General features: G+C 35.7%; 23 protein-coding genes. 13 read left to right on the top strand and 10 right to left on the bottom strand.

Annotated features, from left to right (window positions below; genetic code table 11):
• Positions 1–172: 172 nt before the first annotated feature.
• From ACLMCG_RS22925 to ACLMCG_RS22890, 8 genes are all read left to right on the top strand, one after another.
• Positions 173–784, top strand: coding sequence for an L-threonylcarbamoyladenylate synthase (locus tag ACLMCG_RS22925; RefSeq protein WP_223600895.1), 612 nt, complete (start codon positions 173–175; stop codon positions 782–784).
• A 38-nt stretch (positions 785–822) separates the two neighbouring features.
• Positions 823–1524 carry a lysostaphin resistance A-like protein gene (locus ACLMCG_RS22920; protein ID WP_413961423.1) on the top strand — a complete coding sequence of 234 codons (702 nt, stop codon included), beginning with the start codon at positions 823–825 and terminating at the stop codon, positions 1522–1524.
• 4 nt (positions 1525–1528) lie between these two features.
• Positions 1529–2287, top strand: a complete 759-nt coding sequence (gene yaaA / locus ACLMCG_RS22915) for a peroxide stress protein YaaA (RefSeq protein WP_413961422.1) — start codon at positions 1529–1531, stop codon at positions 2285–2287.
• Entirely contained in the window at positions 2288–3136 is an 849-nt protein-coding gene (prmC, locus tag ACLMCG_RS22910; protein WP_413961421.1) for a peptide chain release factor N(5)-glutamine methyltransferase, read from the top strand.
• Between the two features lie 27 nt (positions 3137–3163).
• Positions 3164–4186, top strand: coding sequence for a serine hydrolase domain-containing protein (locus ACLMCG_RS22905; protein WP_413961420.1), 1023 nt, complete (start codon positions 3164–3166; stop codon positions 4184–4186).
• Positions 4187–4191: 5 nt separating this feature from the next.
• A complete protein-coding gene (locus tag ACLMCG_RS22900; protein WP_413961419.1) occupies positions 4192–4551 on the top strand; it encodes a DUF4180 domain-containing protein in 360 nt (119 codons plus the stop codon).
• Between the two features lie 544 nt (positions 4552–5095).
• Positions 5096–5668 carry a hypothetical protein gene (locus tag ACLMCG_RS22895; RefSeq protein WP_223600901.1) on the top strand — a complete coding sequence of 191 codons (573 nt, stop codon included), beginning with the start codon at positions 5096–5098 and terminating at the stop codon, positions 5666–5668.
• Positions 5669–5674: 6 nt separating this feature from the next.
• Positions 5675–7207: a lectin-like domain-containing protein gene (locus tag ACLMCG_RS22890; protein WP_413961418.1), complete on the top strand. Its 1533-nt coding sequence runs from the start codon at positions 5675–5677 to the stop codon at positions 7205–7207.
• Between the two features lie 17 nt (positions 7208–7224).
• Here the strand turns inward: ACLMCG_RS22890 and ACLMCG_RS22885 are convergent, their stop codons facing one another.
• From ACLMCG_RS22885 to ACLMCG_RS22855, 7 genes are all read right to left on the bottom strand, one after another.
• The gene (locus tag ACLMCG_RS22885; protein ID WP_413961417.1) at positions 7225–8265 is read right to left on the bottom strand and encodes an NAD-dependent epimerase/dehydratase family protein; all 1041 of its coding nucleotides are present in this window, start codon (positions 8263–8265) and stop codon (positions 7225–7227) included.
• Positions 8211–8996, bottom strand: a complete 786-nt coding sequence (locus ACLMCG_RS22880) for an SDR family NAD(P)-dependent oxidoreductase (protein ID WP_223600904.1) — start codon at positions 8994–8996, stop codon at positions 8211–8213. Before ACLMCG_RS22880 ends, ACLMCG_RS22885 begins: the two co-directional genes overlap by 55 nt.
• Positions 8997–9155: 159 nt before the next feature.
• Positions 9156–10244, bottom strand: a complete 1089-nt coding sequence (locus ACLMCG_RS22875) for a helix-turn-helix domain-containing protein (RefSeq protein WP_413961416.1) — start codon at positions 10242–10244, stop codon at positions 9156–9158.
• 31 nt (positions 10245–10275) lie between these two features.
• Entirely contained in the window at positions 10276–10929 is a 654-nt protein-coding gene (locus ACLMCG_RS22870) for a rhomboid family intramembrane serine protease (protein WP_223600906.1), read from the bottom strand.
• A 5-nt stretch (positions 10930–10934) separates the two neighbouring features.
• Positions 10935–13520 (bottom strand): DNA gyrase/topoisomerase IV subunit A, encoded by a 2586-nt coding sequence (locus ACLMCG_RS22865; RefSeq protein WP_413961415.1) that lies wholly within the window; start codon positions 13518–13520, stop codon positions 10935–10937.
• Positions 13495–14004: a hypothetical protein gene (locus ACLMCG_RS22860; protein WP_223600908.1), complete on the bottom strand. Its 510-nt coding sequence runs from the start codon at positions 14002–14004 to the stop codon at positions 13495–13497. The genes ACLMCG_RS22865 and ACLMCG_RS22860 overlap by 26 nt, the downstream gene beginning before the upstream one ends.
• 98 nt (positions 14005–14102) lie before the next feature.
• Positions 14103–15989: a DNA topoisomerase IV subunit B gene (locus tag ACLMCG_RS22855; RefSeq protein WP_223600909.1), complete on the bottom strand. Its 1887-nt coding sequence runs from the start codon at positions 15987–15989 to the stop codon at positions 14103–14105.
• Positions 15990–16209: 220 nt separating this feature from the next.
• On the opposite strand from ACLMCG_RS22855, the gene ACLMCG_RS22850 reads away from it, so the two are divergent.
• The 3 genes from ACLMCG_RS22850 to ACLMCG_RS22840 all read left to right on the top strand — a co-directional run bounded on the left by ACLMCG_RS22850 (position 16210) and on the right by ACLMCG_RS22840 (position 21193).
• The gene (locus ACLMCG_RS22850; RefSeq protein ID WP_413961414.1) at positions 16210–19068 is read left to right on the top strand and encodes a histidine kinase; all 2859 of its coding nucleotides are present in this window, start codon (positions 16210–16212) and stop codon (positions 19066–19068) included.
• Positions 19037–19762, top strand: coding sequence for a LytR/AlgR family response regulator transcription factor (locus tag ACLMCG_RS22845; RefSeq protein ID WP_413961413.1), 726 nt, complete (start codon positions 19037–19039; stop codon positions 19760–19762). The genes ACLMCG_RS22850 and ACLMCG_RS22845 overlap by 32 nt, the downstream gene beginning before the upstream one ends.
• A gap of 207 nt (positions 19763–19969) precedes the next feature.
• Positions 19970–21193 carry a T9SS type A sorting domain-containing protein gene (locus ACLMCG_RS22840; protein ID WP_413961412.1) on the top strand — a complete coding sequence of 408 codons (1224 nt, stop codon included), beginning with the start codon at positions 19970–19972 and terminating at the stop codon, positions 21191–21193.
• A 101-nt stretch (positions 21194–21294) separates the two neighbouring features.
• Here the strand turns inward: ACLMCG_RS22840 and ACLMCG_RS22835 are convergent, their stop codons facing one another.
• Positions 21295–21831 carry a DUF2867 domain-containing protein gene (locus ACLMCG_RS22835; RefSeq protein ID WP_413961411.1) on the bottom strand — a complete coding sequence of 179 codons (537 nt, stop codon included), beginning with the start codon at positions 21829–21831 and terminating at the stop codon, positions 21295–21297.
• A gap of 228 nt (positions 21832–22059) precedes the next feature.
• Between ACLMCG_RS22835 and ACLMCG_RS22830 the strand changes: the two genes are divergently transcribed.
• Both ACLMCG_RS22830 and ACLMCG_RS22825 read left to right on the top strand, forming a co-directional pair.
• The gene (locus tag ACLMCG_RS22830) at positions 22060–23214 is read left to right on the top strand and encodes a methionine aminotransferase (RefSeq protein WP_413961410.1); all 1155 of its coding nucleotides are present in this window, start codon (positions 22060–22062) and stop codon (positions 23212–23214) included.
• 307 nt (positions 23215–23521) lie between these two features.
• Positions 23522–23698 carry a bacteriocin gene (locus ACLMCG_RS22825; protein ID WP_309433189.1) on the top strand — a complete coding sequence of 59 codons (177 nt, stop codon included), beginning with the start codon at positions 23522–23524 and terminating at the stop codon, positions 23696–23698.
• Between the two features lie 86 nt (positions 23699–23784).
• Here the strand turns inward: ACLMCG_RS22825 and ACLMCG_RS22820 are convergent, their stop codons facing one another.
• Both ACLMCG_RS22820 and ACLMCG_RS22815 read right to left on the bottom strand, forming a co-directional pair.
• Positions 23785–24549, bottom strand: a complete 765-nt coding sequence (locus ACLMCG_RS22820) for an SDR family NAD(P)-dependent oxidoreductase (RefSeq protein ID WP_413961409.1) — start codon at positions 24547–24549, stop codon at positions 23785–23787.
• An 89-nt stretch (positions 24550–24638) separates the two neighbouring features.
• Positions 24639–25577 carry a helix-turn-helix domain-containing protein gene (locus ACLMCG_RS22815; RefSeq protein ID WP_413961408.1) on the bottom strand — a complete coding sequence of 313 codons (939 nt, stop codon included), beginning with the start codon at positions 25575–25577 and terminating at the stop codon, positions 24639–24641.
• Between the last annotated feature and the right edge of the window lie 169 nt (positions 25578–25746).

Raw genomic sequence — 25746 nt, 5'->3', positions numbered from 1 at the left:
GCGGGAACCGGACTCGAACCGATGACCTTCGGGTTATGAGCCCGACGAGCTACCTACTGCTCCATCCCGCGATATTGGATTGCAAAGGTACGAATATTTTTTACAAATCCTAATTTTTCTTTTAAATAAAGGACTTTTATGAAAACTATTTTATTATTTGTATCTTTGTTTTATGGCAAAAATATTAAAAATTTACCCAGACAACCCACAGGAAAATCTTGTGAATGAGGTTATTAAAACTTTAAATAATGGCGGGCTGATTATCTATCCTTCTGATACGATATATGCTTTAGGCTGTAATATTTTTGATATAAAAGCCATGGAAAAACTGGCTCAGCTCAAAAAAATGAAGCTTGAGAAGTCGAAATTCTCTATTATTTGTAATGATCTCAGCCATCTTTCTGATTTTACAAGACCTATTGACACCTCGGTTTTCAGATTTCTGAAAAGTCATCTTCCCGGACCGTTCACTTTTATCCTTGAAGCGAACAAAAGTTTACCCTTGGCATATAAAGGCCATAAAACAATTGGTATCCGTGTTCCGGATCACCCGATCCCACAGCTGATCGTTGAAAAACTAGGACACCCTATTGCTTCCACCTCCATTAAAGATGATGATGAAATCCTTGAATATTCTACCGATCCTGAACTTATTGCCGAGAAATATGATCATTTGGTAGATATCGTTATTGATTCAGGATATGGAGACAATGTGGCTTCCACTATTGTAGACCTTACTTCCGGAGAACCGGAGATTATCCGTCAGGGAAAAGGAATTATTTAATTCAAAATGTAAGGTTCAAGGTTTAGGGTTATTGGATTATGGGGTTTAATGGGAAATATTCTATAGGAATTTTACTCACTTTTGTGCTTTTGGTTGCGGCAATGCTTTATTCTTTCCCGGTTATTACTATGATTACAGGAATAAGAGGAATTACTGCAGACAGCTTTTTTCTTAGCAGGATTGTGATCTGGATCGTTTTGATCATTGTATTTCTGTACAATGTGGTCATTGAAAAAGATTCATTCTTATTAAAAAAAGAATCTTCCTATTCTATCTTATTTTATATTAAAGCAGTTCTGAGCCTGTACTTGATCTGCATTATTGGCGGAGCAGCTCTGAATGCAATAATCCAGTTTTTTATTCCTGAAAAAATAAGTGATAAGCTTATTAACCTTGTCCCCGTTTTTAAGAACAATTATTTCTTAATCATTTTCATGTGCCTTACCGCTGCTATTGTAGAAGAATTCCTGATGCGGGGTTATATACAGCCAAGGATTGAAAAAATCTATAATAATCCGAATGCCGGAGTAATTATTTCATCCATTTTATTTGGAATTCTGCACAGCACATATGGCACCTTAGGTCAGGTTCTCGGACCTTTCTTTATTGGAATTGTTTTTGCCCTGTTTTATAAACGCTATTCAAATATTAAAATTCTGATCATCTGTCATTTTATGATTGATTTTATCTCTCTGATGACTCTGAATTTTATTAATATTAAACATTTATCTGCATTTTAACATTATGAAAATTATAACATCTCCTGCAAAATTAATGAACGTAGAAAACTCAACAGATCTGTTGAAATCTTCTACCCCAAGATTCATTGAAGAAGCAGCATTTATACAGTCTTATTTAAAAGAAAAATCTCCAAAATATCTTTCCGAACTGATGGAAATATCACCCAAACTGGCTGATGAAAACTGGGAAAGAAATCAAAAATGGAAATCCAAACCTACTGCAAAAGAATCTGCTCCGGCGATGTTTGCTTTTACAGGGGAAGTTTACAGAGGGCTGGATGCCAAGACTCTGGATAAAAATGCAGTAGACTATCTGCAGAAAAACTACAGAATGCTTTCCGGGCTTTATGGTCTGTTGAAACCTTCTGATAAAGTAATGCTTTACAGACTGGAAATGGGACGTCCTTTTGAGTTTGAACAATACAAAAATCTATATGGATTCTGGAGAGAAAAGATTACAGAGCAATTGAACTCTGAAATGAAAAAAGGAGAAATACTTCTTCACCTTGCCAGCAATGAATATGGAAAAGTAATTGACAGAAAAAAGCTGAACCATAAAGTAATCGATTTTGATTTTTATGAATTAAAAGAGGGAAAACTGAAAACCATCGTTGTATACACCAAGCACGCAAGAGGTCTTGTGGTAAGATTTTGTGCTGAAACGAATGCCAAAACTCTGGAAGATGTAAAAGCTTTCAACTATGAGGGTTACAGAATTGATGAAGAGAAGTCTACGGATACTAAACTGGTTTTTACAAGATAAATGACAATTTCAGCATTTAAAAAATATTTCAAAACAGAACTTTCCGGTCTTTATACTGAATCGGAAAGTGCTTTTTTATCCTCCCTGTTTATTCACCAGATCGTAGGTTTTGATCATTTTCAGCAAAGAAGATTTTCTGAGCAGGAACTTCTGTTAGATGATGAAGAAAAGCTTTCTCATTTAGTTTCAGAACTTAAAACAGGACGACCCTATCAGCAGATTCTGGGAGAAACTGAGTTTTATGGAATGAAGTTTTTTGTAGATGAAAATGTACTGATTCCCCGTCCTGAAACGGAAGAACTGCTGGAGATTGCTATCAGGGAGATTCAACACTTGAAGTTTAACGTTAAAGGGCTAAAGATTTTGGACATTGGAACCGGAAGTGGAGTGATCCCTTTGGTTTTAAAGAAACATTTTCCTGAAGCTATAGTTTCATCAATAGATTTTTCTGAAAAAGCATTAAAGACAGCCCAAAGAAATGCAGATTATCATCAACTGGAAATACAATTTATCCATGCTGATTATCTGAATTTTGAGCTGGGTGAAAACTTTGATATCATTATTTCCAATCCTCCGTATATAGGCATTGAGGAAGAGATTGAAATTGCAGATTCTGTGAAAGAATTCGAGCCTAAAATGGCCCTTTTTTCCCCTACTTCCGATGCTTTGATTTTCTATAAAAAGATAGCGGAAGATGCTAAAAAGTGTCTGAATGAAAACGGACTTTTATTCTTAGAAATCAATCAGAAATTAGGTCCTGAAACCCTGGAACTGTATCAGTATTTTTCTAACGCTCAATTATTGAAGGATTTATCTGAAAATGACAGGTTTATTTATGGAAGGAAATAAGTAATTTTACTTCCAGACACTTAACCTATGAAAACTTTACTATGGAATGCCTTCATTGGTATTTTTCTGATTCTGCAGCCCACCTCCTGCAAACAGCATCCTCAGGATGTTGTGAATGAGTATTATAAGAAAGGAGAATTCAACGGGTCTGTTCTGATCGTGAAAAACGGCCGGGTTGTATGTGATACTGCTTTAGGGTTCAAAAATATTGAAAAAGGGCTCCGATCAGATAAAAACACCTCTTTTTATATTGCCTCTCTCAGCAAACCTTTTACTGCTGCAGCTATTATGATTCTACAGCAAAAAGGTTTATTGAAGCTGGATGACAAGGCATCTCAGTTCATTGAACTTCCTGAATATGCTAACAATATCACGATCAGGCAGCTTTTGCACCATACATCGGGAATCAGTGACTATGAGAGTTTGTTTTCGAAAAAAGGATTGACCAATCAAGAAGTGATTGACTGGCTGCTTAGCCTTAAAAATCTTGATTTCATTCCTGACAGCAAGTTTAAATACAGCAACAGCGGATATATTATTCTTTCTCAGATTATCGAAAAGGTTTCTGGAAAGTCTTATCGCACCATGATTCATGAGCAGATTATTACGCCCTTGAAGATGAATAATACCTATGTGTATGAGTCTTCTACGATTATTCAAAATAAAGCATTGGGATATAATCAACAGAAGAAACCTGATGATTATTCCATCTTAACAACTGGTGACGGCGGAATTTATTCTACTCCTGAAGATCTGTATAAATTTGATCAGGCTTTACGAAACTATACTTTGATCAATAAAGAAAATACAGCACTTATGTATACTCCTGCAAAACTATCCGGCGGCCAGATTTCAAACTACGGGTTTGCCTGGTTTATAGAAAAAGAAAAGGGTGGAAAAACCGCAATGCATACAGGTGGTTTGAGTGGTTTCAAAGCTTTATTCTGGAGAGACCTGGAGCATAACAGCTGTATTATAGCACTTACCAATCAGGGAGATGCATTCCCTTTGGGTAACTTTTTAAATGATATCAAAAAAACAATTCAATAAAGAAAATGATTATTCAATCTCACGAAATTAATACGATAAAAATTGCAGAAGTTATTTCTGATAACATAATCATCCAATCTGCACAGGACGGGTTGGATCTCATGGGAAATATCTATTATCAGGGTTTTGACAAAGTCATTCTTTATGAAAAAAACATCACTCCTGAATTCTTCGATTTAAAAACAAAAATTGCAGGTGAAATTCTTCAAAAATTCTCAAACTATCGTATCGGATTGGCTATTGTAGGTAATTTCGACAAATATGAGAGTAAGAGCCTGAGAGACTTTATTTTTGAAAGTAACAAAACAAAACACGTAAATTTTCTTGGATCACTGGAAGATGCGTTGGATAATTTATCAAAATAAATGCTTCTTCAGACAATTAGCTCAAAACATATAACTTACCATGTTTTTAAGTATCAGTGTTTTTGATAAACTGCATATTTCAAAAAAACACAATGATTTGAATGTTAAAAATAAACTACTTGTTTTGATATATTATTAAAAATTTAAATCAACAATCAATAATTTAACTAACAAATAAAGTTAAATTAAATTTAATCGTCTGAAACCCAAATATTAAGTAGTTTATTCGTATATTTGCAAAAACACAAGGATTATGAATTTTACTATTCTAAAGGCTTATATTGTATAATAGGGCTACTTAAAACTCAATTCTCTTTTTTTGACTCTTACAGATAGACATAGATGTTTCTATGACCCAATTTGTTATATCTGTTACTTTGGAAACTAAGGTCTCCTCATACTATTATATTGGTATGATTCATTGATTTGAATGAATTGAAGACGATTGATTTCCAGTATAAATTAAGCTGAAAGGAAAGTATTTTTCATAAAAAAACAACACAAAAAACATATAATACACAGATAAAAAATTATTAAAGACATCATGATTAAAAAATTATTTCTACCAATCGTTTTAGTAAGTTCTTTTTCTTATGCCCAGATAGGGATTAACACACCCACACCTGATGAAAGTGCAATTCTGGATGTGTATAGCCAAAATAAAGGGATGCTTATTCCAAGACTTACTACTGCAAAAAGAGATGCCATTGCTAATCCGGCCAACTCACTTCTTATTTATGACACGGATAAAAAATGTTTAAGCCAGAATATTGGAACGCCTACCAAACCAGATTGGTTATGTATCAGTAATAATGCTGTAAAAATGTTTTACATGCCTAGTGTTTCTTTTGATACTTCTACTACTGCAACCGGCAGAACTAAAGATTTATATACTTTGTATAAAACTCAGTTCGGATCTCCAAAGGCGAAGAGTACCAGTGCTCCTGCATCTATTCCTTTTTTCCCGTCAAGCAAAGATCTTTACTATTATGTAACAGATGCTGATCCTAATGTATTCAGTAATATTTCTATTTCTGATGACGGGGTAATGACCTATGACGTAAAAGCAGCTGCAACAGACTGTTCTTTTATTAATATTGTTTTTGTTGTTAAATAATGAGTTATGATAAAAAATACTCTAATTAGCAGACACAAAAGACTTTTGTTTATTTTCTCATCGTTTATTTTCTCCCAAGGTATTCAGGCACAGAATCAGCAGGGAACCGGATATCCGTATTTTGTCAACTTCACACAGGGGTTACAGCCTCAGGAAGCTTATAAAGTAGTGACCAGCGGGGTCCAGAATGATGCCACCTTTACCACAGACGGATTGCGGCTTACCCGAAGTGTGAATAATATTTCCGGAGGTATTATACTCGCTGATAAAATATTCAATAGTGACCAGGGAATTAAGTTTGAATTTGAATTTGCCATTTATGGAGGAAATACTAACGGAGGAGATGGAATTTCCATATTCCTGGTCGATGGATCTATTCCTAAAAGTCAACTTAATCTTGGATATTTTGGTGGAGGATTGGGATATAGCTTTGTACGTGGAGGTGAGTCAACAGAAGGACTGAGAGGTGCCTATCTGGGAATAGGACTGGATGAATTCGGAAATTTTAAAACAAGCTTTAACCAAGGTGAAAGAGTCAGAAACGGAATTTTTGGCGTAACCTTAGCTGATGGACGAAGCAATGTTTCTTTAAGAGGTAAACGTGGAAATCAGTACCTGTCTTCATCTGAGCCTGCGGGATACAATGGCTACCCGTTACTTTACAGTACAGCAACCAACGCATCCCCTTCCAGCAGCAACCGATCTGCTTATCTGGACACCCAGACAGGAAAATTTATTGGCATAAAAAATACGAATCTTCAACAGTTCAGTATTGAAAGCGGTGGAACCACTATTCCTCAGAATGAAAATGACATCAGATTCCGTAAAGCCTATGTTACATTGATTCCAAATCCTGCCGGAGGGTACAATATAACATTGGAAATACAACACGGAAATGTGAAAGAAACAGTGATTGATAATTATTACTATCCAACATCCTTAAAGTACACAGAGACTACAATATCTAACAGTACGGTAAGAAATCTGGACACTTCTCCTCCAGCTACTTTCAGAATTGGTTTTGCGGCATCTACCGGAGCTGCTAAAAATATACATTTATTGAAAAATTTAGGAGTAACCAGACCTTATGCTGCGGAGGTAACGGATGATCTGTTTGCAGGATGTCCAGGCATAAAATCAACATATTCTCCTTTACTTAATGATGCGGCTTATAGCGGTCAGAATCCACGAACGCTTTCTTATGATAATCTGGATTTTAATTCATTCCGTTTTTTGGACATTAATGGCAGTGTAATCCCGAATATTGTAAACGGCACCTATACAAGCAATGAGGGTACATGGGTATATTCTTATTCCACAGGAAGGCTTTCTTTCATGCCTGCAGCCGGATTTACCGGAACTGCACAAATAAAATATGATATCAAAGGCGGAGGAAGCAATGGTACTGAAGCTCCTTACAATCTTGAAGAATACAGATCAATGCCGGCGTTGATCCAAGTGAATGTTTCAAGTTCAAACAACTGCAGCAAAGCCTGTGTGATTTCTAATAAAAATGTCACTCAGAAAATAACAAGATAATTTGAAAAACCAGCTTTTTAGGAGCTGGTTTTTTTATTTTGAATAGGATTTTCAATAAAATGCTGAACGGCATCACTGATTGCTTTATCTACAGATTGATATTGAATATCCAACTCTTCTACTGATTTCTGATTAGAATAATAATTACAAATCTGCAGTGCTTTCATATTGGCAGTACTGAGGTTTGTTTTTATTTTTAATTTTCTTAATCCCTCTCCTATCAATCCCAGGAAATTCAGCAACCCATTTGGAATGGCTATCATGGCTGGATTTTGATGGGTAATTTTATTTATTTTATTAAAAAATTCTTTATAGCTTAAGTTTTCGTTGGCTAAAAGGTATCTTTCACCATTCCTTCCCTTTTTAATTGCATGTAAGACTCCGTAGGCTGCATCTTCTGCGTGTACAAAGTTTTTCCCTCCTTTAGGGTAGAAAACAAGTTTCTTTTTCCAGGCCCAGAAGATAATTTTCCCGGAACTCGGTTTGCTGTCATAGGCTCCGATCATAAAAGTGGGATTTACGATAATTACTTCTGTATTTTTACGGTTCTTTAAAAGGTAATCTTCAGCTTCCAGCTTACTTTGAGCATACATTGAATGGGTAAAAGGATAAAGCTGCGGTGCTTGTTCATTTCCCCGGAATGCTGTAGTTCCATATCCCAAAGTGTTTGCTGTGCTTACAAACAAAAACTTTTTTACATTCATTAATTCTGCATGGGTAAACAGATTGACGGTTGCCTCATAATTCACTTTTCTATATTCATCATAGTTGATGAGATTCTGACGTGTTTCCGCAGCAATATGAATGACAAAGTCAATTTCTTTGAGCAATAATAAAAGAACGGAGGAAAGGTCTACTTCCACCAGCTTCAGATTTTCGTTCTCTTCGCCCAGCCAGCCGCTTTTCTTGCGCACCAGAGCAATAACAGAATAATCATTTTGTAATAATTTAATGATAACATTAGCTCCCAGAAGCCCTGTCGCTCCGGTTACACACACTTTTTTCATGCTTCGATCTCTCTTTTTATAGCCTGAGTCATCAACGGAAGTTTGATCCATATGGGTAAAATTTTCATCATCAGCCAGCTGATTGGGTTTACCATAATTACGGAATCTTTTTTAAATAGTTGACGAATGCAGTATGATGCCACTTTATCAGGATTTAAAAGGGTCAGTTTTCCTATGAAACCTTGTTTTTCTATCCTTTTACAGACATCCGTATTGGTTTTCATAGCACCTGGATTCACCACGCTTACAAAGACATTGGTATCTTTCAGTTCTTCATGCAGTCCTCTTGAAAATGAATGGATAAAGCTTTTGGAAGCTGGATATACGGTTTTAAAACCAATGGGAGAAAAGGCAGCCATGCTGGAAACATTCAAAATATAGGCTTTTGGCTGTTTTAAAAGATTAGGAAGTAGCTGATGGGTGATCAATGAAGTTGCCGTTACATTGACCTGTAGAATAGTATTGATATAATCCGGAGAGGCTTCTGTGAATTTTTTAGTACCTCCAAGTCCTGCATTGTTGATCAGGATATGAATATTAAAAGAACGATTAAGCCATTCTGTAAGCTTCATGACATTGTCATTAACAGAGAGATCTGTTTCATAATAATGAACTTTTACATCATACAGCTCGTTCAGTTCCTGAGAAAATTCTTGAAGGTTCTGATCCGGAAGACTGACCAGAATGACATTGATCTTTTTCTTTGCCAGATGTTCAGCGAATGATTTGCCAAGTCCCTGGCTTGCTCCTGTGACGACAGCATATGACTCTTTGGTATCCATACGTTTAAATTTTATGGTACAAAGCTATCGTGAAAAGAGGGTTTGAATGTTCCGGATTATCTGAACGAACTGATTTTGAAACAATAAAGACAATTCATTTAAAAAACTAAAAATCAACACTTTAAATCAATAAAAAAGTAAAACTTTATAAACCTGAACTTATTTTTTGAATTCGGAAGGGGTTTGTCCAGTCACTTTTTTAAAGGTTGTATTAAAAGATGTTTTGGAATTGAATCCTGATTCGTAAGCAATCCCGAGAATTGATAATTTACTATTTGACTCCTTCAGAAGTTTTTGGGCATACTCTACTCTGAATTCGTTCACATATTGGAAAAAATTCTTTCCAAAACCTGTATTGATAACATACGACAGATGATGGGTAGAAACAGAAAGCATTTCGGCCAGCCTGATCAGGTTGAGTTCACTGTCAAGATAAGGTTTCTGTATTTCCATCAGCCTTTCAAGTGAGGTTTTAATCTTTATTAATTCATCATCAGAGATTAGCTTTCTCTTTATTTCTTCCGAATCAGAATCTTCATGGATAGAGATCAGTTCTTCTCTCTGTTTCTCTTCTAAGGGATAGATTTCTCTCTGTTTCATGGAATAATAACCCACCCAGTAGATGACAAGTAAAAAGACCGTATTAATAAAGAAATTCAGTGATTTGGGATCATAGAAAAGATTATATATCACATAGATGATATTCACAATAAGAAGTACCAGAATGATATATTCAAGCCAATTCAGATTGATTCCTTCCGTATTGGAAGAAAACTGCTGGATCCTCCGCTGGTGTTTTCTGATGGTAACGTAAGAAAGTCCGGTGTAGAACAGTGCCTGGATCAGGATCAAAATAACACTTAGATATTCAAACGGTTCTTCATACCCGAGCTTTACTAAAATAAGGCACAGCAGAAAAGCTGCGGGAAGCAACAGGAATCTAAAATCCCTGATTTTGAAGGTAAAAGAAGGATTGGTAAAGAACAGCACACTAAAGTAAAAAACAATAGGGGTAAAAAACTGAATACATCTGACAAAAAACAGAGAGTGAAACTCCACCGTCTCACCTGTGATGAGAAACAAAACCTCATCCAACCAGAAGGTAGACCACAGAAACAGAAATATCCCAAACCAGAAATTGGCTTTACGGTTTACTTTCAAAGGATTGGCCAGCTTCAGCAGAGAAAGCAAAACCAATGAACCATAGATAAGTATCACGATGAAACTGTTTAACTCTGATGTGTTCATTGGTTTTGATATTTTAATTAAAAATAGTCTTTTATCCTATTCGTTTCCTTACAAAAATTTCATATCCTAAATAAATTAACGGAAGCGACATGATTCCTATATAAATTCCGTTTTGCATGGCATGTTCCGGTGCATTTATCACAGCATATATTAATCCCAGAAAAGCTCCTCCCAAATGAGCAGCATGTCCGATATTATCATGTGCTCTCGGATTCAGCATCATATAGACAGAATAACCAAAATAGATCAGCCCGAAAATGTATCCGGGAATACCGATCGGAATAAAGAAAAGATAGATTTTGAGATCAGGAATCAGTGCTATGGAAGCAAAAAGAATTCCTGAAACACCACCACTCGCTCCAACGGCAGAATACCAGGGTTGCTTTTGATATATGTATAATGATAAGAAGTTGCCCAGCAATATTGCTCCCAGATATACAATGATAAATCCAATATTCCCAAAGCCCTGAATAACAATAGGCGCAAAGAAATATAATGTCAGCATATTGAATACCAGATGCATGATATCAGCATGTAAAAATCCTGATGAAAGCAAACGAATATATTCTTTTTTATGAAGAATAGCACCAACACTAAATTTATATTTTTCAGTAATGGCAGGATTATTAAAAGCTATAAAACTTATAATAGCCGTAATGGCAATAAATAATATTAAAATATTCATTTTTTTTAATTTTCAGGTTCGTCACCTTGAAACAGATCACCAATAACTCCTCCGTCTTCGTCTGTATCTCCTGTTGATTCAGGTTCTTCATACACTTCAGGTTCTTCTTCTACAGGTTCAGGAATGGTAATATTGATTGCTTTTACTTTAAACTTTGTAAACTGATTCCCGATTGCTTTTATTCCTTTTACAGCAATAAATTCATCAATATTTATCGTTTCAGCTTCACGCTCTTTCCCTTTATCTTTCGCAAAAATAATTTCTGCAGTCACATCATTGGCAACAATTACATTTTCAATGAATGATTTCGGGTGTTCAGACGGCATAAAAGTCTGTACATTTACTGTATTTTCCAGTAAAAATCTCTTGATGAAGTAAATATCTTTTTCTCCATCATAATAAATACAGGTAATAGGCTGTGCCGGTCTCCATTTTTCCAATACCAGATATTCATCATCGAAACGGTTACCAAGATCAAAAGACACCAGTTTTACTTCTCCGTTTGTGTTGATGGTCAAAATCTTGTCATCTCCTTTGAAACTTCCCAGTAATGTTCCTCTTACATCGGCATTCAGTCTTCTTACGGTATCGTCAAACCAGATCTTTCTAGGTGCAAGGGTAGAAACTCCTTCTTCCTTCATATCAACTTTCTTTACCGCATATTTTGTTACCAGATTTCCTTTGGAATCACGCCCTTTGATGGCAAGTTCGGAAAAATTAATTTCCATTTTGTTTTTCCTGATTCTAGGATTTGGTTTTAAAAGTACTGTTACGGTTTCTGCTTCTCCATTAGGATTTGCCGAAAAATACAGTGTTTCGGAACCTTTTTTATCTGAAGCTAACGGATAATCTGTATTTCTTGTCACTCCGGTTACAGAGAAACGTTTCATATAATATGGTCCTTCTCTTCCCTCGCGGTAGATCATATTATACACAGTTCTTTTATCGTTTTTCTTCCATATGGCAACGTGTAAAATATCTTTTCCAACAAATGTTTTTGCCTCTACTTTTACCACTTTCATGCTTCCGTCTTTTCTGAAAATGATGATATCATCAATGTCAGAACAGTCGAACAGATACTTGTCTTTCTTCAGGGATGTTCCGATAAAGCCTTCTTCAAAATTGGCATAGAATTTTTCATTAGCTACCGCTACTTTTGTAGCATCAATGGTATCAAAAATTCTAAGCTCTGTCTTTCTCTGCTTGTCTTTACCGTACTTTTTCTGAATATTTAAATAATAATCAATGGCATACGCAATCAGGTTGGCCAGGTGGTATTTCACCTGTTCTATTTTGCCTTCCAGTGATGCTATATTTTCTTTAAATTTATCTAAATCGAATCTTGAAATTCTCTTGATCCGGATTTCGGTCAGTTTTAAAATATCTTCTTCTGTAACAGCTCTTAAAAGATGTTTGGTATGTGGTTTTAATCCTGCATCAATGGTCTTTAGCACATCTTCCCAGGTTTTCACCTCTTCGATATCGTGGTAGATTCTATTTTCAATAAAAATTCTTTCCAGTGAAGAGAAATGCCAGCTTTCCTGAAGTTCGTGAAGCTCAATTTCAAGTTCTTTCTTCAATAATGACACCGTATGATCTGTATTCATTTTCAGAATATCGGAAACATTCATGAACATAGGTTTGTCACCTACAATCACACAGGCATTCGGAGAAATTGTCACCTGGCAGTCTGTGAATGCATACAGAGCGTCAATTGTCTTATCCGGAGAAACATCATTATGAATATGGATCAGGATTTCTACTTTATCTGAAGTATTATCCTCAATCTTTTTAATTTTGATCTTCCCTTTCTCATTGGCTTTTAAGATAGAATCAATAAGATCAGTTGTCGTTTTCGAGTAAGGAAGCTCGGAGATCACCAATGTATGCTTATCAGTTTGCGTGATTTTGGCTCTGGCTCTCACTTTCCCTCCTCTGTGGCCGTCATTATATTCTGAAACATCCAGATAACCGGCTGTTAAAAAGTCAGGATACAGTTCAAATCTCTTTCCTTTAAGATAAGCTACCGACGCGTTGATAAGCTCATTGAAGTTATGCGGAAGTATTTTTGTGGAAAGTCCTACCCCAATACCTTCTACTCCCTGTGCAAGAAGCAAAGGAAATTTTACCGGCAGGTCGATAGGCTCATTATTTCTCCCGTCGTAAGATTTGGTCCATTCTGTAGTTTTAGGATTAAAGACTACCTCCAATGCAAAAGGAGTCAGTCTTGCTTCAATATACCTTGCAGCTGCGGCAGAGTCTCCTGTATAAATATTTCCCCAGTTTCCCTGAGTATCTATCAGTAGTTCTTTCTGCCCTACCTGTACCATAGCATCTGTAATGGAAGCGTCTCCGTGTGGATGGTATTTCATGGTATTTCCCACGATGTTCGCTACTTTATTGTAACGGCCGTCTTCCAGTTCCCGCATAGAGTGCATAATTCTTCGCTGAACGGGTTTTAAACCGTCATACACCGAAGGGATTGCTCTGTCCAAAATTACATAGGAAGCATAATCCAGAAACCAGTCTTTGTACAGACCGGAAACCTTCTTTAAACTTTCACCCTCATGCGAATATTCTTCTGTCGTCATCTGTTTTTCTGTCTTTTTTCTCTTTATTAGCTTTTACTACTTTGTTCAGAGAGAGTTTTAAATCGTTTACTTCTTTTCTGTTCAAATAAGAGATCTGATACTTCAGTGTAGTAGATCCATTATTCTTACTTGAAACGGTGACGTATAGTCTTTTGATAAATAAAATACTGACTACATCATATTTTATCAGCTTATATTTTGGAAATTCATCGTGAAGAGGCTTCTCTAAAAAAGGAATAATATTCCTGTTTTTAAAGTTCAGAGCTTCTCCATCGCTGTCATATTCAAAAATCTGCCGTCCGCAAATATAAAAGATAATCAGCAATACAATAGGAACAATAATCAGCAAATAACTTTCATCATCCAGTGCATTAAATCTATATTTATTAGCGATAAATGCAATTACTCCAAGTACCAATATCATAAGAAGAAGGGTGCTCAAAAAGTTATAAACTGATGCTTTATTACGGTTACTTAGTCTCATTTGATTTTTTTTGTTGTAAGTTTCCTAATCTCTTACTTCAAAATGTGTTTTTTTTAAAACCTCTGCATCGTTCTCAAGGATAGTTTAATATATAATTTTTAGTTTTCTACTTCATCCAGAATTTCTTTTTTAGCAATATCAGTATCATCTTCTACAACCAGGTTTTCCAGAATAAAAGTCTGTCTGTCCGGAGTATTTTTTCCCATATAAAACTCCAGAAGCTGTTCAATGGTCTGATCTTTTCCTAACACCACAGGTTCCAATCTAATATCCTGACCTATAAAGTGCTTGAATTCATCCGGAGAAATTTCTCCCAATCCTTTAAATCGTGTGATTTCAGGATTTTTTCCCAGATCATTTAATGCTTTTACTCTTTCGGCTTCTGAATAACAGTATCGTGTTTCTTTCTTATTTCTTACCCTGAATAAAGGGGTCTGAAGAATATAAAGGTGTCCGTTTTTAATCAGATCAGGGAAGAACTGCAGGAAGAAAGTAATCATCAGCAAACGGATGTGCATCCCATCCACATCGGCATCGGTCGCAATAATCACCTGATTATACCTCAGGTCTTCCAGACTTTCTTCAATATTTAAAGCAGCCTGAAGAAGGTTAAATTCTTCATTTTCGTACACCACCTTCTTGGTAAGACCATAGCAGTTCAATGGTTTCCCTTTCAGTGAGAATACAGCTTGAGTTTCCACATCTCTGGACTTTGTGATAGATCCTGATGCAGAATCTCCCTCGGTAATGAAGATCTGAGTATCTCCTTTTCTTTCGGCTTTCTGATCATTATAATGTTGTCTGCAGTCACGAAGTTTTTTATTGTGAAGAGAGACTTTTTTAGCTCTTTCTCTAGCCAGTTTCTGAATTCCGGAAAGTTCTTTTCTTTCTCTCTCGGAAATCAATATTTTCCTTTGGATCGCTTCCGCAATTTCCGGGTTTTTGTGTAAGAAGTTATCCAGTTTGCTTTTTAAGAAATCAATGATGAATGTTCTTACGGTAGGTCCGTTTGGTCCCATATCATTAGATCCTAATTTTGTTTTGGTCTGCGATTCAAAAACCGGTTCTTCTACATTGATGGAAATAGCGGCAATGATAGATTTTCTGATATCGGAAGCTTCAAAACTTTTATTAAAAAACTCACGGATCGTCTTCACATAAGCTTCACGGAATGCATTAAGGTGAGTTCCACCCTGCGTGGTATTCTGTCCGTTTACGAATGAGAAATAGGTTTCCATCTGAGATTTGTCCGTATGGGTGATTGCCACTTCAATATCATCATCTTTCAAATGAACGATAGGATAAAGTGTCTCACTTTCCAGTTCTTCTTCAAGGAGATCTTTAAGACCATTTTCAGAAAAATAGGTTTCTCCGTTGAAAAGGATTTTTAATCCCGGATTCAGGTATGCATAATTCCGGAGCATTCTTTCGATATACTCTTTTCTGTATTTGAAATGCAGGAATATATCACCATCCGGAATAAAAGAAATTTCAGTACCGTTTCTGTCTGAGGTCTCTTTTTCTTCAAAGTTTTCTTTGATAAGTCCCTGAGAGAATTCTGCAGCTTTCATTTTCCCGTCGCGGAAAGAACGTACTCTGAAATACTCAGAGAGTGCATTTACCGCTTTGGTACCTACTCCATTCAACCCTACAGATTTTTTAAACGCTTTACTGTCGTACTTACCTCCGGTATTCATTTTGGAAACAGCATCTACTACTTTTCCCAATGGGATTCCACGTCCAAAGTCACGAATTGTAACTTTACCGTCATCCACTTTTATTTCGATTCTTTTTCCTGATTTCATCCTGAACTCATCAATAGAGTTATCCAGGATTTCTTTAAGCAGAATATAAATACCGTCATCAGCGGAAGACCCGTCACCAAGCTTCCCGATGTACATGCCGGGGCGCAGACGGATGTGTTCCTGCCAATCGAGGGTTCTGATATTATCTTCTGAATAGGTTGGATTTATTTCTTGTGACATATATGATTTCAGCAAACATACAAAAATACGAAATTGTATAAAATTATCCGAATTTTTAAGTTTGTTTTTTTTTAAGATTTTTCCTGAAATATTGCAGTATTATCAACCAAATTACATAATTTACATGATTATTCTACTGAATGTGAAAAAAACAACAATCTACTGTTTATTTTCTTTCATCATACTCGCTGTTTCATTTTGTAATGCTCAAATTCCGGGCATGGTACATTATCATGAAGGAGACGGGCTCAACAGCTCTTATACTTACGGACTTAGTCAGGATGAAGACGGGTTCATTTATGTGGGAAGTGACAATGGTTTTTTCAGGTTTGACGGAACAGAGTTCAAGCAGTTCGGAAGTAAAAACGGATTAAAGAACATTGAGATTCTGAATAGCTTCTCAATTCCCGGCAACGGAATGTTTATTATTTCTTTCCTTAATGATTTCGCTTATCTGAAGAAAGGTAAAATCATCAATTCAGACCGCAATCCGGAGTTGAAAAAAATAAAATTTAATTATACTACTCTCAGTCACATCAACGGAAACACACTCTATCTGTATGAGGGTGATAATCCCAAAAATATATTGGTTTACAAAAACGAAAAAATCACAACAATACCTCTTTTTCTTAATCAGGGTACGTCGGATTCTTATTTTGCTTTCGACTTGAATATGGCAAACGGACTTCTTTATATTTCAAATAAAGATAAAAAGAAGAATATAGAAGTCTACAATATTTTCACCCGAAAAAAAACAATCTGCAATATTTCGATCGAAAAAAATGCAATGGTAACAAGGAAGGGTGATTTTTTTATTGTAAAAAACGGAAGAACGATTGATGTATATAAAGTCTACCATGAGTCCCGTTTTAAAAAAATTGCATCCTATACAGCTTCCGAAAACATACATCGTCTGGCCTTTGATAAAAACTCCCGGATCTGGGCCTGTCTTGAAAATGGGGGCGTTCTGTATTTCAAGAATTCTTTCACCGAAGAAAAAGGTTTATCAGATCCTGTCAGATTGATGGATGGTTACATTATCAATGATGTCTTCGCCGATAAGGATAACAATCTTTGGTTTTCTACCAGAAACAACGGTCTTTTTTTTATTTCGGACCTGTTTTTCAGAAATTACATTCATTTTCCTGTTAAGAACAACTCATCCCATATTAAGGCTATTACTAAAAACGGAAACCGAATCTATCTCGGCTATAATGAAGGCAAAGGCGGCATTTATCATAATGGAGTCATCACTGATATTCATTTGGGAGGAAATTCACAAATGGAAAACAAAGCCATTTTTTCTGATGGAAATACTATTATTTTCGGGCTTACCAGAAATCCTCTTCTGTATAATACTAAAACGGGAGAAAAACGTGTTCTACAAGGAAAGGTTATTAAAAATATGGTACCTTATACCTCAGGATCTGTGCTTTTCTGTACTTTAGAAGGTCTTATTGCCTATAATTATCATACAAAATCCTATAAAAAGCTGATGATGGGTGACCGAATTTATACAGCGCTACCTTATAACAAAGACAGCATCTTTGCCGGAACATTTAAAGACCTCTATAAACTGAATGCTGCTACACAAAAGAAAAAGCTGTTTCTGGAAGGATATTATTTTACAGATATTAAGAAACTTAGTCAGAATCTTTATGCAGGTGCTACCAATCTTAACGGAATCATTTTGTTTAATAATTCCAGAATAATTAAAAAAATTACGGAAAGTGATGGTCTTCCGACAAGACAGATCAAAAGAATAGAAATAGAGAATGAAAAAGTTTTTTGGGTGAGTACCAATTATAGTCTTAGCAGAATTGAGTTTAAAGATAAAAAATTAAAAATCAACAACTTCACCCATATAGATGGGCTTCCTTCAAATGTTGTATCAGGATGTGTAATTTCCGGAGATACCGTTTATGCAGGTACCTCAAAAGGTCTGGGCATTCTTTCCATTAAAAATCTGTTGAGCCAGCAGGAATCTGTCCGTAAAAAAGTAATCATTAATTCCGTAAAGATCGGGAATAATTATTTTTTTGATCTTGACAAACCGCTAGCGGGCAAAACTCCGGATAACAACCTGACCTTTAATGTAAGTTTCCCGGATTTTGCTTCACAGGGGAAAATCAGTTACCGATACAAAATTGAAGGGCTAAGTGAAGACTGGCAATCCGGCAGTTCCCCGAATATTACTTTCAACTCTATTCCTCCCGGAGATTATACTTTTAAAATTTTCGGATTGGGTTACAATGGGAGAAAGTCTTATGCTTCTACTGATTTGCATTTTGAGATTAAGCCTGCCTTCTGGCAAACGTGGTGGTTTAAACTGCTTCTTGTCCTCATTGGAGCTACCGCATTATCTATGCTGATCGCATTTTACTTTCAGAAAAAAAGAAATAAAAAACTGGAGACTTTATATTATGAAAAGAAAATTGCAGAACTGGAGCTTCAGGCTATTAAAGCACAGATCAACCCTCATTTTATTTACAATTGTCTCAATTCCATTCATTTTTTACTGTATAAAAAAGATTATAGTGAAGCGGAGAACTATCTTAATACCTTTTCTGTAATGATCCGGAAAACACTTCATTATTCCGAAAAAACCTTTATGCCCATAAAAGAAGAAGCAGAATACTTATCCTTATACCTGAATATGGAAAAACTGCGTCTGAAAGATCTTTTTGATTATAAAATTTCCGTTTCTGAAAATGTAAATGAAAGCTGGACCGTTCCTTCACTCCTCATTCAGCCTTTTGTAGAGAATGCTATAAAACACGGTGTAGCGAATCTTCAGGGCAGAAAAGGAAACATTGAAGTGCTGTTTCAACATACAGGAACATCGCTCTGTGTGATTATTGAAGACAACGGTACAGGCATTGGAAAGAACAACCATTCCAAAGCGGATTCTTTTGGAGTAAAATTATCTGAAAAGAGAATTGAAACATTCAGACAACTTTTTGCTACTAATATCATATTGGAAATAACCGATCTTCAGGAGAAAGAAAAGAGACCGGGAACACAAATCACACTTTATATCACACCTTATGAAAACCAAAATACAGGCATGCATCATTGATGACGAGCAGGACGGAAGAGATTATATTTCCCTGCTGCTGGAGAATGAATTTCCGGAAATTGAGAACATCCACCAGGCAGCCAGTGTAGAGGATGCCTATATTTATCTTTCCAAAAACTCACCTGATATTCTTTTTCTTGATGTTCAGCTGAAAGATGGAACCGCATTTGATCTTCTTTCAAAGTTCAGAGAAGTTGACTCAAAAATTATTTTCATTACAGCTTTTGAGAATTATGCGATTCAGGCCATTAAAAACGGAGCAGCCGATTACCTTTTGAAGCCTATAAAAAAAATGGAGTTTATTATTGCTGTGAATAAAGTTCTGGAGAACATCAGAAAAGGTAAAAATACGGTAAGTCTTCAAAATAATAAGATCAACCTTCCAACACTACAGGGTTTTAAACTCACAGATATCAGTGACATTATTCGCTGTGAGGCAGATTCCAGCTATACCACATTTTATTTCACGGATAAGACCAAGATTATTGTCTCCAAAACACTCCACGAATTTGAAGAACAGCTTTCAAAATATAGTTTTTTCAGAATCCATCATAAACACCTGATCAACCTGTCTCATCTTAAAGAATACATCAAAGGAAAAGGCGGCCAGGTAGTGATGGCAGACCATTCTGTACTGGATGTTTCTGTCCGCAAAAAAAATGATTTCCTTCACCGCATAGGATATCTGGATTAAAAAACTCTTACCTAATCAAAAAATTAATATCATCATTCAACTATACAATTAAAAGCAACTTACTTACACTTATTAAGATAACGCACACACTTATCAACCGGTATAACCAATCGTTTTAATATCATAATACCTTTACCAGAAGTCAATACACAAATTTAATACTAAAGTTTTTTGTTGATTTTTGATCTATAAAATCAATACTGTATTATGATAAAAGCATACATTTTTACCATCTGTATTTTCTTGGGTGGTCTGCTTTTCAAAGCACAGGCACCTTGCTCAGATTTTGATTCACCTACCCTTCCGGCCGGAAACTGGGTTCATGCTCCTTATCCTAATGGCAATGTTACCATTTCAAGCGGCACTCCCAATACTCTGGACGGTTCTCAGTTTTTAAAACTAATTGATGATTCAGGAGGCTCACGACTTGTCAACACCATAGATTTTAAAAATCTGGGACAACAGTTTCCTGGAAAATGTTTATTTTTTGATTTCTATCTTGAAAATGACGGAACATTCAACGGATCTCCGCCTATACATCCAGCCATTCACATCATGTCTGGCAACAAAATAATCACGTTTGTTGCCAATATCACTGTTACTGAAGGAAGCGGATGGGTACGGGTGCGCGCTCCTATTGCCAACTGCAGCGGTTCTGTTCTTCCCTCCAATTCTGAAGGAACCTGGACGATGGATCCCAGCAGCGGCACAACCTGTACAGATTTCAACAACATCATCAATAATTCAACTGCTGTAATGATTACTCCTGATTATACAGCCAACCCATCAGAAATAGTATGGTATGACAATATTTGCGTAAAACCATGTGCTGACTGCGACCCGAATTTCAAACTTGACACCTCATTCAGCTCTACAAGCAATACCGCAACAGCCAAAGTATCATTAGACAGCTATAATCCTCCAAATAACTACTCTGTAAACTGGGGAGACGGCACTCCGATTACTGACCACATGACTCCGCATACTTACAATACTCCCGGTTCATATACGGTATGCGTAACTCAATCTGACAGCAAAGGTTTAAAAAAATGCAGCACCTGCATTACATTTTGCTATTCAAAAAAAGTCATTTTAAAAGAAACTGACAATACAGGTCTCCGCAGTGAAGGGCCTGACCTGGAAGCCATTTCAAAAGAAGAGCTTCAGGCGAACAGAAAAAGAGATATCTTTTTAGTTCCGAATCCTGCCAAAAACTATGTGGATGTACAAACATCCCTTTCAAAGAAGGACAAAGTTGCTGTAAAAATTATTGATGGTTCAGGAAAAACAGTATTAGAAAAGTCTGAAAATCTCAATAGCGGACGCCAAAGCATCAGATTGAATATTGAGAAGCTGATCCAGGGAATTTATATTGTGGAACTCACATCAGAAGGAAAAACCGGTTCACAAAAACTAATAATCTCTAAATAAATAGTCAAGATGACAATAACCAAAACGCAGTTTCAAAAGTCGAACAATTTAACTTTTGAGACTGCGTTTTTCATATTCTAGCCATTGGTAAAAGGCATGTATTATCTTTTCTCTAATTGTACAATCATATTTCTCAACATAGCGGGTACAATCAATTTATGAAAAGGACGAACAGGAAGAAAATATAATATCCCCAGCCAATTATGAAACTTTACCGTAGTGGATATGGTAAGAGATTTTTCGTCAAAATGCTCTTTATTTTCATCCAATAAAAGGGAAACTCTGAAATCCAGATGTTTATCATCTTCCCCAATAATAATTTCATGATCCGTTTTATCAAACACCCTAAAAATACCCATGTGCTCTCCCACTTCACATTTAAAATTCTTTTCCATCTGCTGCTTTTCTGTTTCAGATCCAGTTTTAAGTCCCAATAACCTTACTACTTTATTTCTGAACGCAAACATTTTCTTTCCCCATTTCGGTCCACTTGTAAAGAAAGCTTTTCCAATTTCTGAAATATCAATATTCTGACTGTTATATATCAATTCCCCTTCAAAACTATCAATATAATCAAATTTTTTTTTCCCTTGATATAAAACTGATTTTTCGGGAAACTCCGTCTTCTTAATCTTCATTGTCATTGTTTTTAATAGTTGTGTGTCTAACAAATGTAGGTATCTTTCTATAGATTTAAAAGAAAAAAATCAAACATATGTTTAAAATCATATTTCATCATTAAATTTATCATTCAAACCATTAACCTCCTCAACATCAACCTTCAACCTACCTCTATTTAATTTTTATTTTTATAAGTAGAGTCTGTTTTAAATATTTCATTAAATTCGAGTAACAAAACTGTTTTTATGATACAACTTCCTTTATCAAAACTTTCCAATGTAGGAACTACTATTTTCAGTCAGATGACTCAGCTTGCCAACGAAAATGAAGCGATCAATCTTTCTCAGGGATTTCCGGATTTTATGCCTGATCTGGAGTTATTGAATCAGGTAGATCATTTTATTAAAAAAGGCTTTAACCAATATGCCCCACTAGGTGGAATGATTGGTCTGAAGGAAGAAATTGCCAGAAAAATCGAGAACAGCCATCAGGCAACCTATCACCCTGACTCGGAAATAACAATTACAGCAGGTGGAACTCAGGCTATTTTCACCGCCATTGCTTCTTTTATCAAAAAAGAGGATGAAGTAATTATTTTTGAACCGGCCTATGATTGTTATGAACCTACCGTAGAACTTTTCGGAGGTATTGTAAAACGTTTTGAAATGAAAGCTCCTGATTATAATATCGACTGGACTGCTGTAAAAAATCTTGTCAGTGACAAAACCAGAATGATTATCCTGAATAACCCCAACAACCCATCCGGAAAAATACTGACAGAAAATGATATACAAGAGCTTAGTCAGCTGGTAAAAGGAACTTCCATTCTTATTTTAAGTGATGAAGTGTATGAAAATATTGTTTTTGACGGAAAGCAGCATTTAAGCATCTGTAAATATCCGGAATTGAAAGAAAGGAGTCTTCTTGTTGCTTCTTTTGGGAAACTCTTTCACGTTACCGGCTGGAAAGTAGGATATTGTGCAGCCCCTAAAATCTTAACGGATGAATTCAGAAAAGTACATCAATTCAATGTTTTCTGTGTGAACACTCCTATTCAGCTTGCGCTGGCAGAGTATATGAAAAATGATGAACATTATACCCAACTGAATCAGTTTTTTCAGGAAAAAAGAGATTTTCTTAGAAAAGGTATTGAAGGAACATCTTTTGAGCTGCTTGATTGTGAGGGAACTTATTTTCAGGCAGTAAAGTATGATAAGATTTCGGATAAAAACGATTTCGATTTTGCATCTGAGCTTACAATCAATCATAAGGTAGCAAGTGTTCCTTTTTCTTCATTTTATAAAAATAAACTGAATGAGAATGTAATCAGGTTATGTTTTGCTAAAAAACATGAAACATTGGAGAGGGCTATTGAGAATTTATCAAGAGTATCATCATAATTATTGCGCTTTTGTGGGAGTTTAGAGATAAAGCCTTTATTCCAACTGTCATTGGAGCAAAGCGAAGCAATCTCATTAAAATTAATGAATTTTGTATTGGAAAACGCTAAGACGCAAAGGAACTTTATAAATAAGCGTTTTAAGGCGCAATGATTTTATCCCCGATAAAATTGTACTGCTCTAAAAATGATATAGATAATTCAACGGTCATTTCGGACGACGAGTTTATATTTTTCTTTAATAAGTGACTTACTATCATTGATTTTCATATATTTATGAAATAACTAATCTATTAAATATAAAAATCATGAAAAAAGGAATCATCTCACAAGGAAAAAAATTAAACAAAAAAGATTTAAGTACAATCAATGGTGGTTTGGGCAACGTAAGATGTACCAATTCTTCAGGGTATTGCGTATACATCGGGCCCGGATGCAGTGAGCTTAAATGCCAGCTGCCGGAACCTCTTGAAGCTGTTGAGTAATACAGCTTCAAAGAAATGATAAAATAATACCTCGGGCGGCTCATTTTTGAGCCGCCCGAGGTATTATAGTGATGATCCATCAAATATTATAAAAACATTCCTCCTGAAACTTCAATTCTTTGTCCATTGATCCATCCTGCATCTTCTGTACACAGGAATGCCACCACGCCACCGATATCATCGGGAAGTCCTACTCTTCCTAAGGCTGTAGCACCCGCTACTGCAGCATTGATCTCTTCATTATCTCTTACTCTTCCTCCCCCAAAGTCTGTTTCAATAGCTCCCGGAGCCACAACATTGGCTTTGATCTTTCTTGATCCTAATTCTTTGGCCATATATTTTGTGAGCATTTCTACTCCCGCTTTTATGGAACCGTAAACAGAAGATCCCGGTGTTGCAAATCTTGCTAATCCTGAAGATATATTGATAATTCCTCCCCCATCATTCATGAATGGCAAAAATTTTTGAGTCAGAAAAAACACTCCTTTGAAATGAATGTCTACAACATCATCCAACTGTTCTTCTGTAACTTCCGTAATGGGTGAATATAAAGCTGTTCCTGCATTATTGATCAGGTAATCAATATGAGTGCTTCCTGTATTTTCCTGCAAATGATCTGTAACTTCTTTTACAAAGGCATCAAAACTTTTAATGTCTTTTGTATCCAGTTGAAAAGCAGCTGCATTCTGCCCCATTGCTTTTATTTCATTTACAACAGCTTCGGCTTCTTCCTTATTGCTTCTGTAAGTAATAATAACGTCTAATCCTTTTTGAGCAATCTTTAATGCTGAGTTCTTTCCCAATCCACGGCTTCCTCCGGTCACCAGTGCGATATTTGTTTTTGTGTTCATTTTATTTTGATTATTTTGATGGTACAAAGTTGAGACATTTCCCGGCTGAAGTATTTGCTTGAATCAATCTGAAATTTGCAAAATTCAAATCAGGAACGAAATTCTAATGGGGTAAAGGAAGTTTTCCTTTTAAAGAAATTAGAAAAATGGGCAATTTCTTCGAAACCCAAGGTATAGGATATTTCTGAAACATTCCATTTGGTCTGCTTTAAGAGTATTTTTGCTTCCTGGGTGATTCGGTCAGAAATAAGTTCCGTAGTCGTTTTTCCGGTACTTTCTTTTAATCTTTTGTTTAAATAATTAACATGAACCGCCAATCTGTCGGCATAATCTTTCGCAGTCTTCAGCTGCAGTCTCTGATCCCAGGATTCAATAGGGAATTGTCTCTCCAACAGCTCTATAAACAGAGAAACTACTCTCATAGAAGCATCATTTGAAGCCGATATTTTGGTAGCCGGCTGTAATTTCTGCCCATAATGAATGAGTTCAAGAACATAGTTTCTAATCAGATCATATTTAAAAACATAATCCGAATCTATTTCTTTTTTTATCTTTTTAAAAAGGCTTTCTATCTCTTCTGCAAGTTCATTGTCAATTTCAAATACAGGTACTCCTCCAGGCTGAAAAATAGGAAGATCTTCAAGGTTATAATAGGATTTATCTTTAATGAAAAAGTCTTCTGTAAATACACAGAAACTCCCTGACTGGTCAGGATCTTCAGGCACCCAATGATAGGGAACTTTTGGAGTAGCAAATAATAAGGCGTTCTGTTTTATCGATATTACTTTGTCAGCGTATTCTGCCCTGTTTTTTCCTCTTATAAAACTTATCTTATAGTATTTCCTTCTGTTATAAGGCATTTCGGAAGTAGCCTTTGCCCTTTCGAGCGTTTGGGCGATATCGAAAACATTAAAGTGTCCGATATCTTTATGAAGTCCTTTTGGAAAAATACTTTCGAGATCTTTGCCTAATTTAGCGGCCATCTCTCTGTAAAAATCTTCCAGTGAGGTATGTGCTACTTTTTCCATGACAGATGATTTGTAAAATTCAAATATACGAAGTTATGAATATTGGAGGGTCAATCAAATACAACATTAATGTACGTAGATTTCAGAAAATCTAATGGTCAATATACGTTATTCAACTAATTTTTCTTTTTTTTCTAAACATAGTGACATACTTCATTTATTTTTCTTA

The sequence above is a fragment of the Chryseobacterium sp. S90 genome, assembly GCF_047444895.1.
Taxonomy (GTDB): domain Bacteria; phylum Bacteroidota; class Bacteroidia; order Flavobacteriales; family Weeksellaceae; genus Chryseobacterium.
Note: the sequence above shows the minus strand (reverse complement) of the source record. Positions and strands in the feature narration are given on the sequence as shown.

What these genes read in the sequence shown, in the direction of transcription:
- ACLMCG_RS22925 (WP_223600895.1), top strand. Translation starts at nt 173, where the DNA reads ATGGCAAAAATATTAAAAATTTACCCAGACAACCCACAGGAAAATCTT.
- ACLMCG_RS22920 (WP_413961423.1), top strand. Translation starts at nt 823, where the DNA reads ATGGGGTTTAATGGGAAATATTCTATAGGAATTTTACTCACTTTTGTG.
- yaaA (WP_413961422.1), top strand. Translation starts at nt 1,529, where the DNA reads ATGAAAATTATAACATCTCCTGCAAAATTAATGAACGTAGAAAACTCA.
- prmC (WP_413961421.1), top strand. Translation starts at nt 2,288, where the DNA reads ATGACAATTTCAGCATTTAAAAAATATTTCAAAACAGAACTTTCCGGT.
- ACLMCG_RS22905 (WP_413961420.1), top strand. Translation starts at nt 3,164, where the DNA reads ATGAAAACTTTACTATGGAATGCCTTCATTGGTATTTTTCTGATTCTG.
- ACLMCG_RS22900 (WP_413961419.1), top strand. Translation starts at nt 4,192, where the DNA reads ATGATTATTCAATCTCACGAAATTAATACGATAAAAATTGCAGAAGTT.
- ACLMCG_RS22895 (WP_223600901.1), top strand. Translation starts at nt 5,096, where the DNA reads ATGATTAAAAAATTATTTCTACCAATCGTTTTAGTAAGTTCTTTTTCT.
- ACLMCG_RS22890 (WP_413961418.1), top strand. Translation starts at nt 5,675, where the DNA reads ATGATAAAAAATACTCTAATTAGCAGACACAAAAGACTTTTGTTTATT.
- ACLMCG_RS22885 (WP_413961417.1), bottom strand. Translation starts at nt 8,265, where the DNA reads ATGGATCAAACTTCCGTTGATGACTCAGGCTATAAAAAGAGAGATCGA.
- ACLMCG_RS22880 (WP_223600904.1), bottom strand. Translation starts at nt 8,996, where the DNA reads ATGGATACCAAAGAGTCATATGCTGTCGTCACAGGAGCAAGCCAGGGA.
- ACLMCG_RS22875 (WP_413961416.1), bottom strand. Translation starts at nt 10,244, where the DNA reads ATGAACACATCAGAGTTAAACAGTTTCATCGTGATACTTATCTATGGT.
- ACLMCG_RS22870 (WP_223600906.1), bottom strand. Translation starts at nt 10,929, where the DNA reads ATGAATATTTTAATATTATTTATTGCCATTACGGCTATTATAAGTTTT.
- ACLMCG_RS22865 (WP_413961415.1), bottom strand. Translation starts at nt 13,520, where the DNA reads ATGACGACAGAAGAATATTCGCATGAGGGTGAAAGTTTAAAGAAGGTT.
- ACLMCG_RS22860 (WP_223600908.1), bottom strand. Translation starts at nt 14,004, where the DNA reads ATGAGACTAAGTAACCGTAATAAAGCATCAGTTTATAACTTTTTGAGC.
- ACLMCG_RS22855 (WP_223600909.1), bottom strand. Translation starts at nt 15,989, where the DNA reads ATGTCACAAGAAATAAATCCAACCTATTCAGAAGATAATATCAGAACC.
- ACLMCG_RS22850 (WP_413961414.1), top strand. Translation starts at nt 16,210, where the DNA reads ATGGTACATTATCATGAAGGAGACGGGCTCAACAGCTCTTATACTTAC.
- ACLMCG_RS22845 (WP_413961413.1), top strand. Translation starts at nt 19,037, where the DNA reads ATGAAAACCAAAATACAGGCATGCATCATTGATGACGAGCAGGACGGA.
- ACLMCG_RS22840 (WP_413961412.1), top strand. Translation starts at nt 19,970, where the DNA reads ATGATAAAAGCATACATTTTTACCATCTGTATTTTCTTGGGTGGTCTG.
- ACLMCG_RS22835 (WP_413961411.1), bottom strand. Translation starts at nt 21,831, where the DNA reads ATGAAGATTAAGAAGACGGAGTTTCCCGAAAAATCAGTTTTATATCAA.
- ACLMCG_RS22830 (WP_413961410.1), top strand. Translation starts at nt 22,060, where the DNA reads ATGATACAACTTCCTTTATCAAAACTTTCCAATGTAGGAACTACTATT.
- ACLMCG_RS22825 (WP_309433189.1), top strand. Translation starts at nt 23,522, where the DNA reads ATGAAAAAAGGAATCATCTCACAAGGAAAAAAATTAAACAAAAAAGAT.
- ACLMCG_RS22820 (WP_413961409.1), bottom strand. Translation starts at nt 24,549, where the DNA reads ATGAACACAAAAACAAATATCGCACTGGTGACCGGAGGAAGCCGTGGA.
- ACLMCG_RS22815 (WP_413961408.1), bottom strand. Translation starts at nt 25,577, where the DNA reads ATGGAAAAAGTAGCACATACCTCACTGGAAGATTTTTACAGAGAGATG.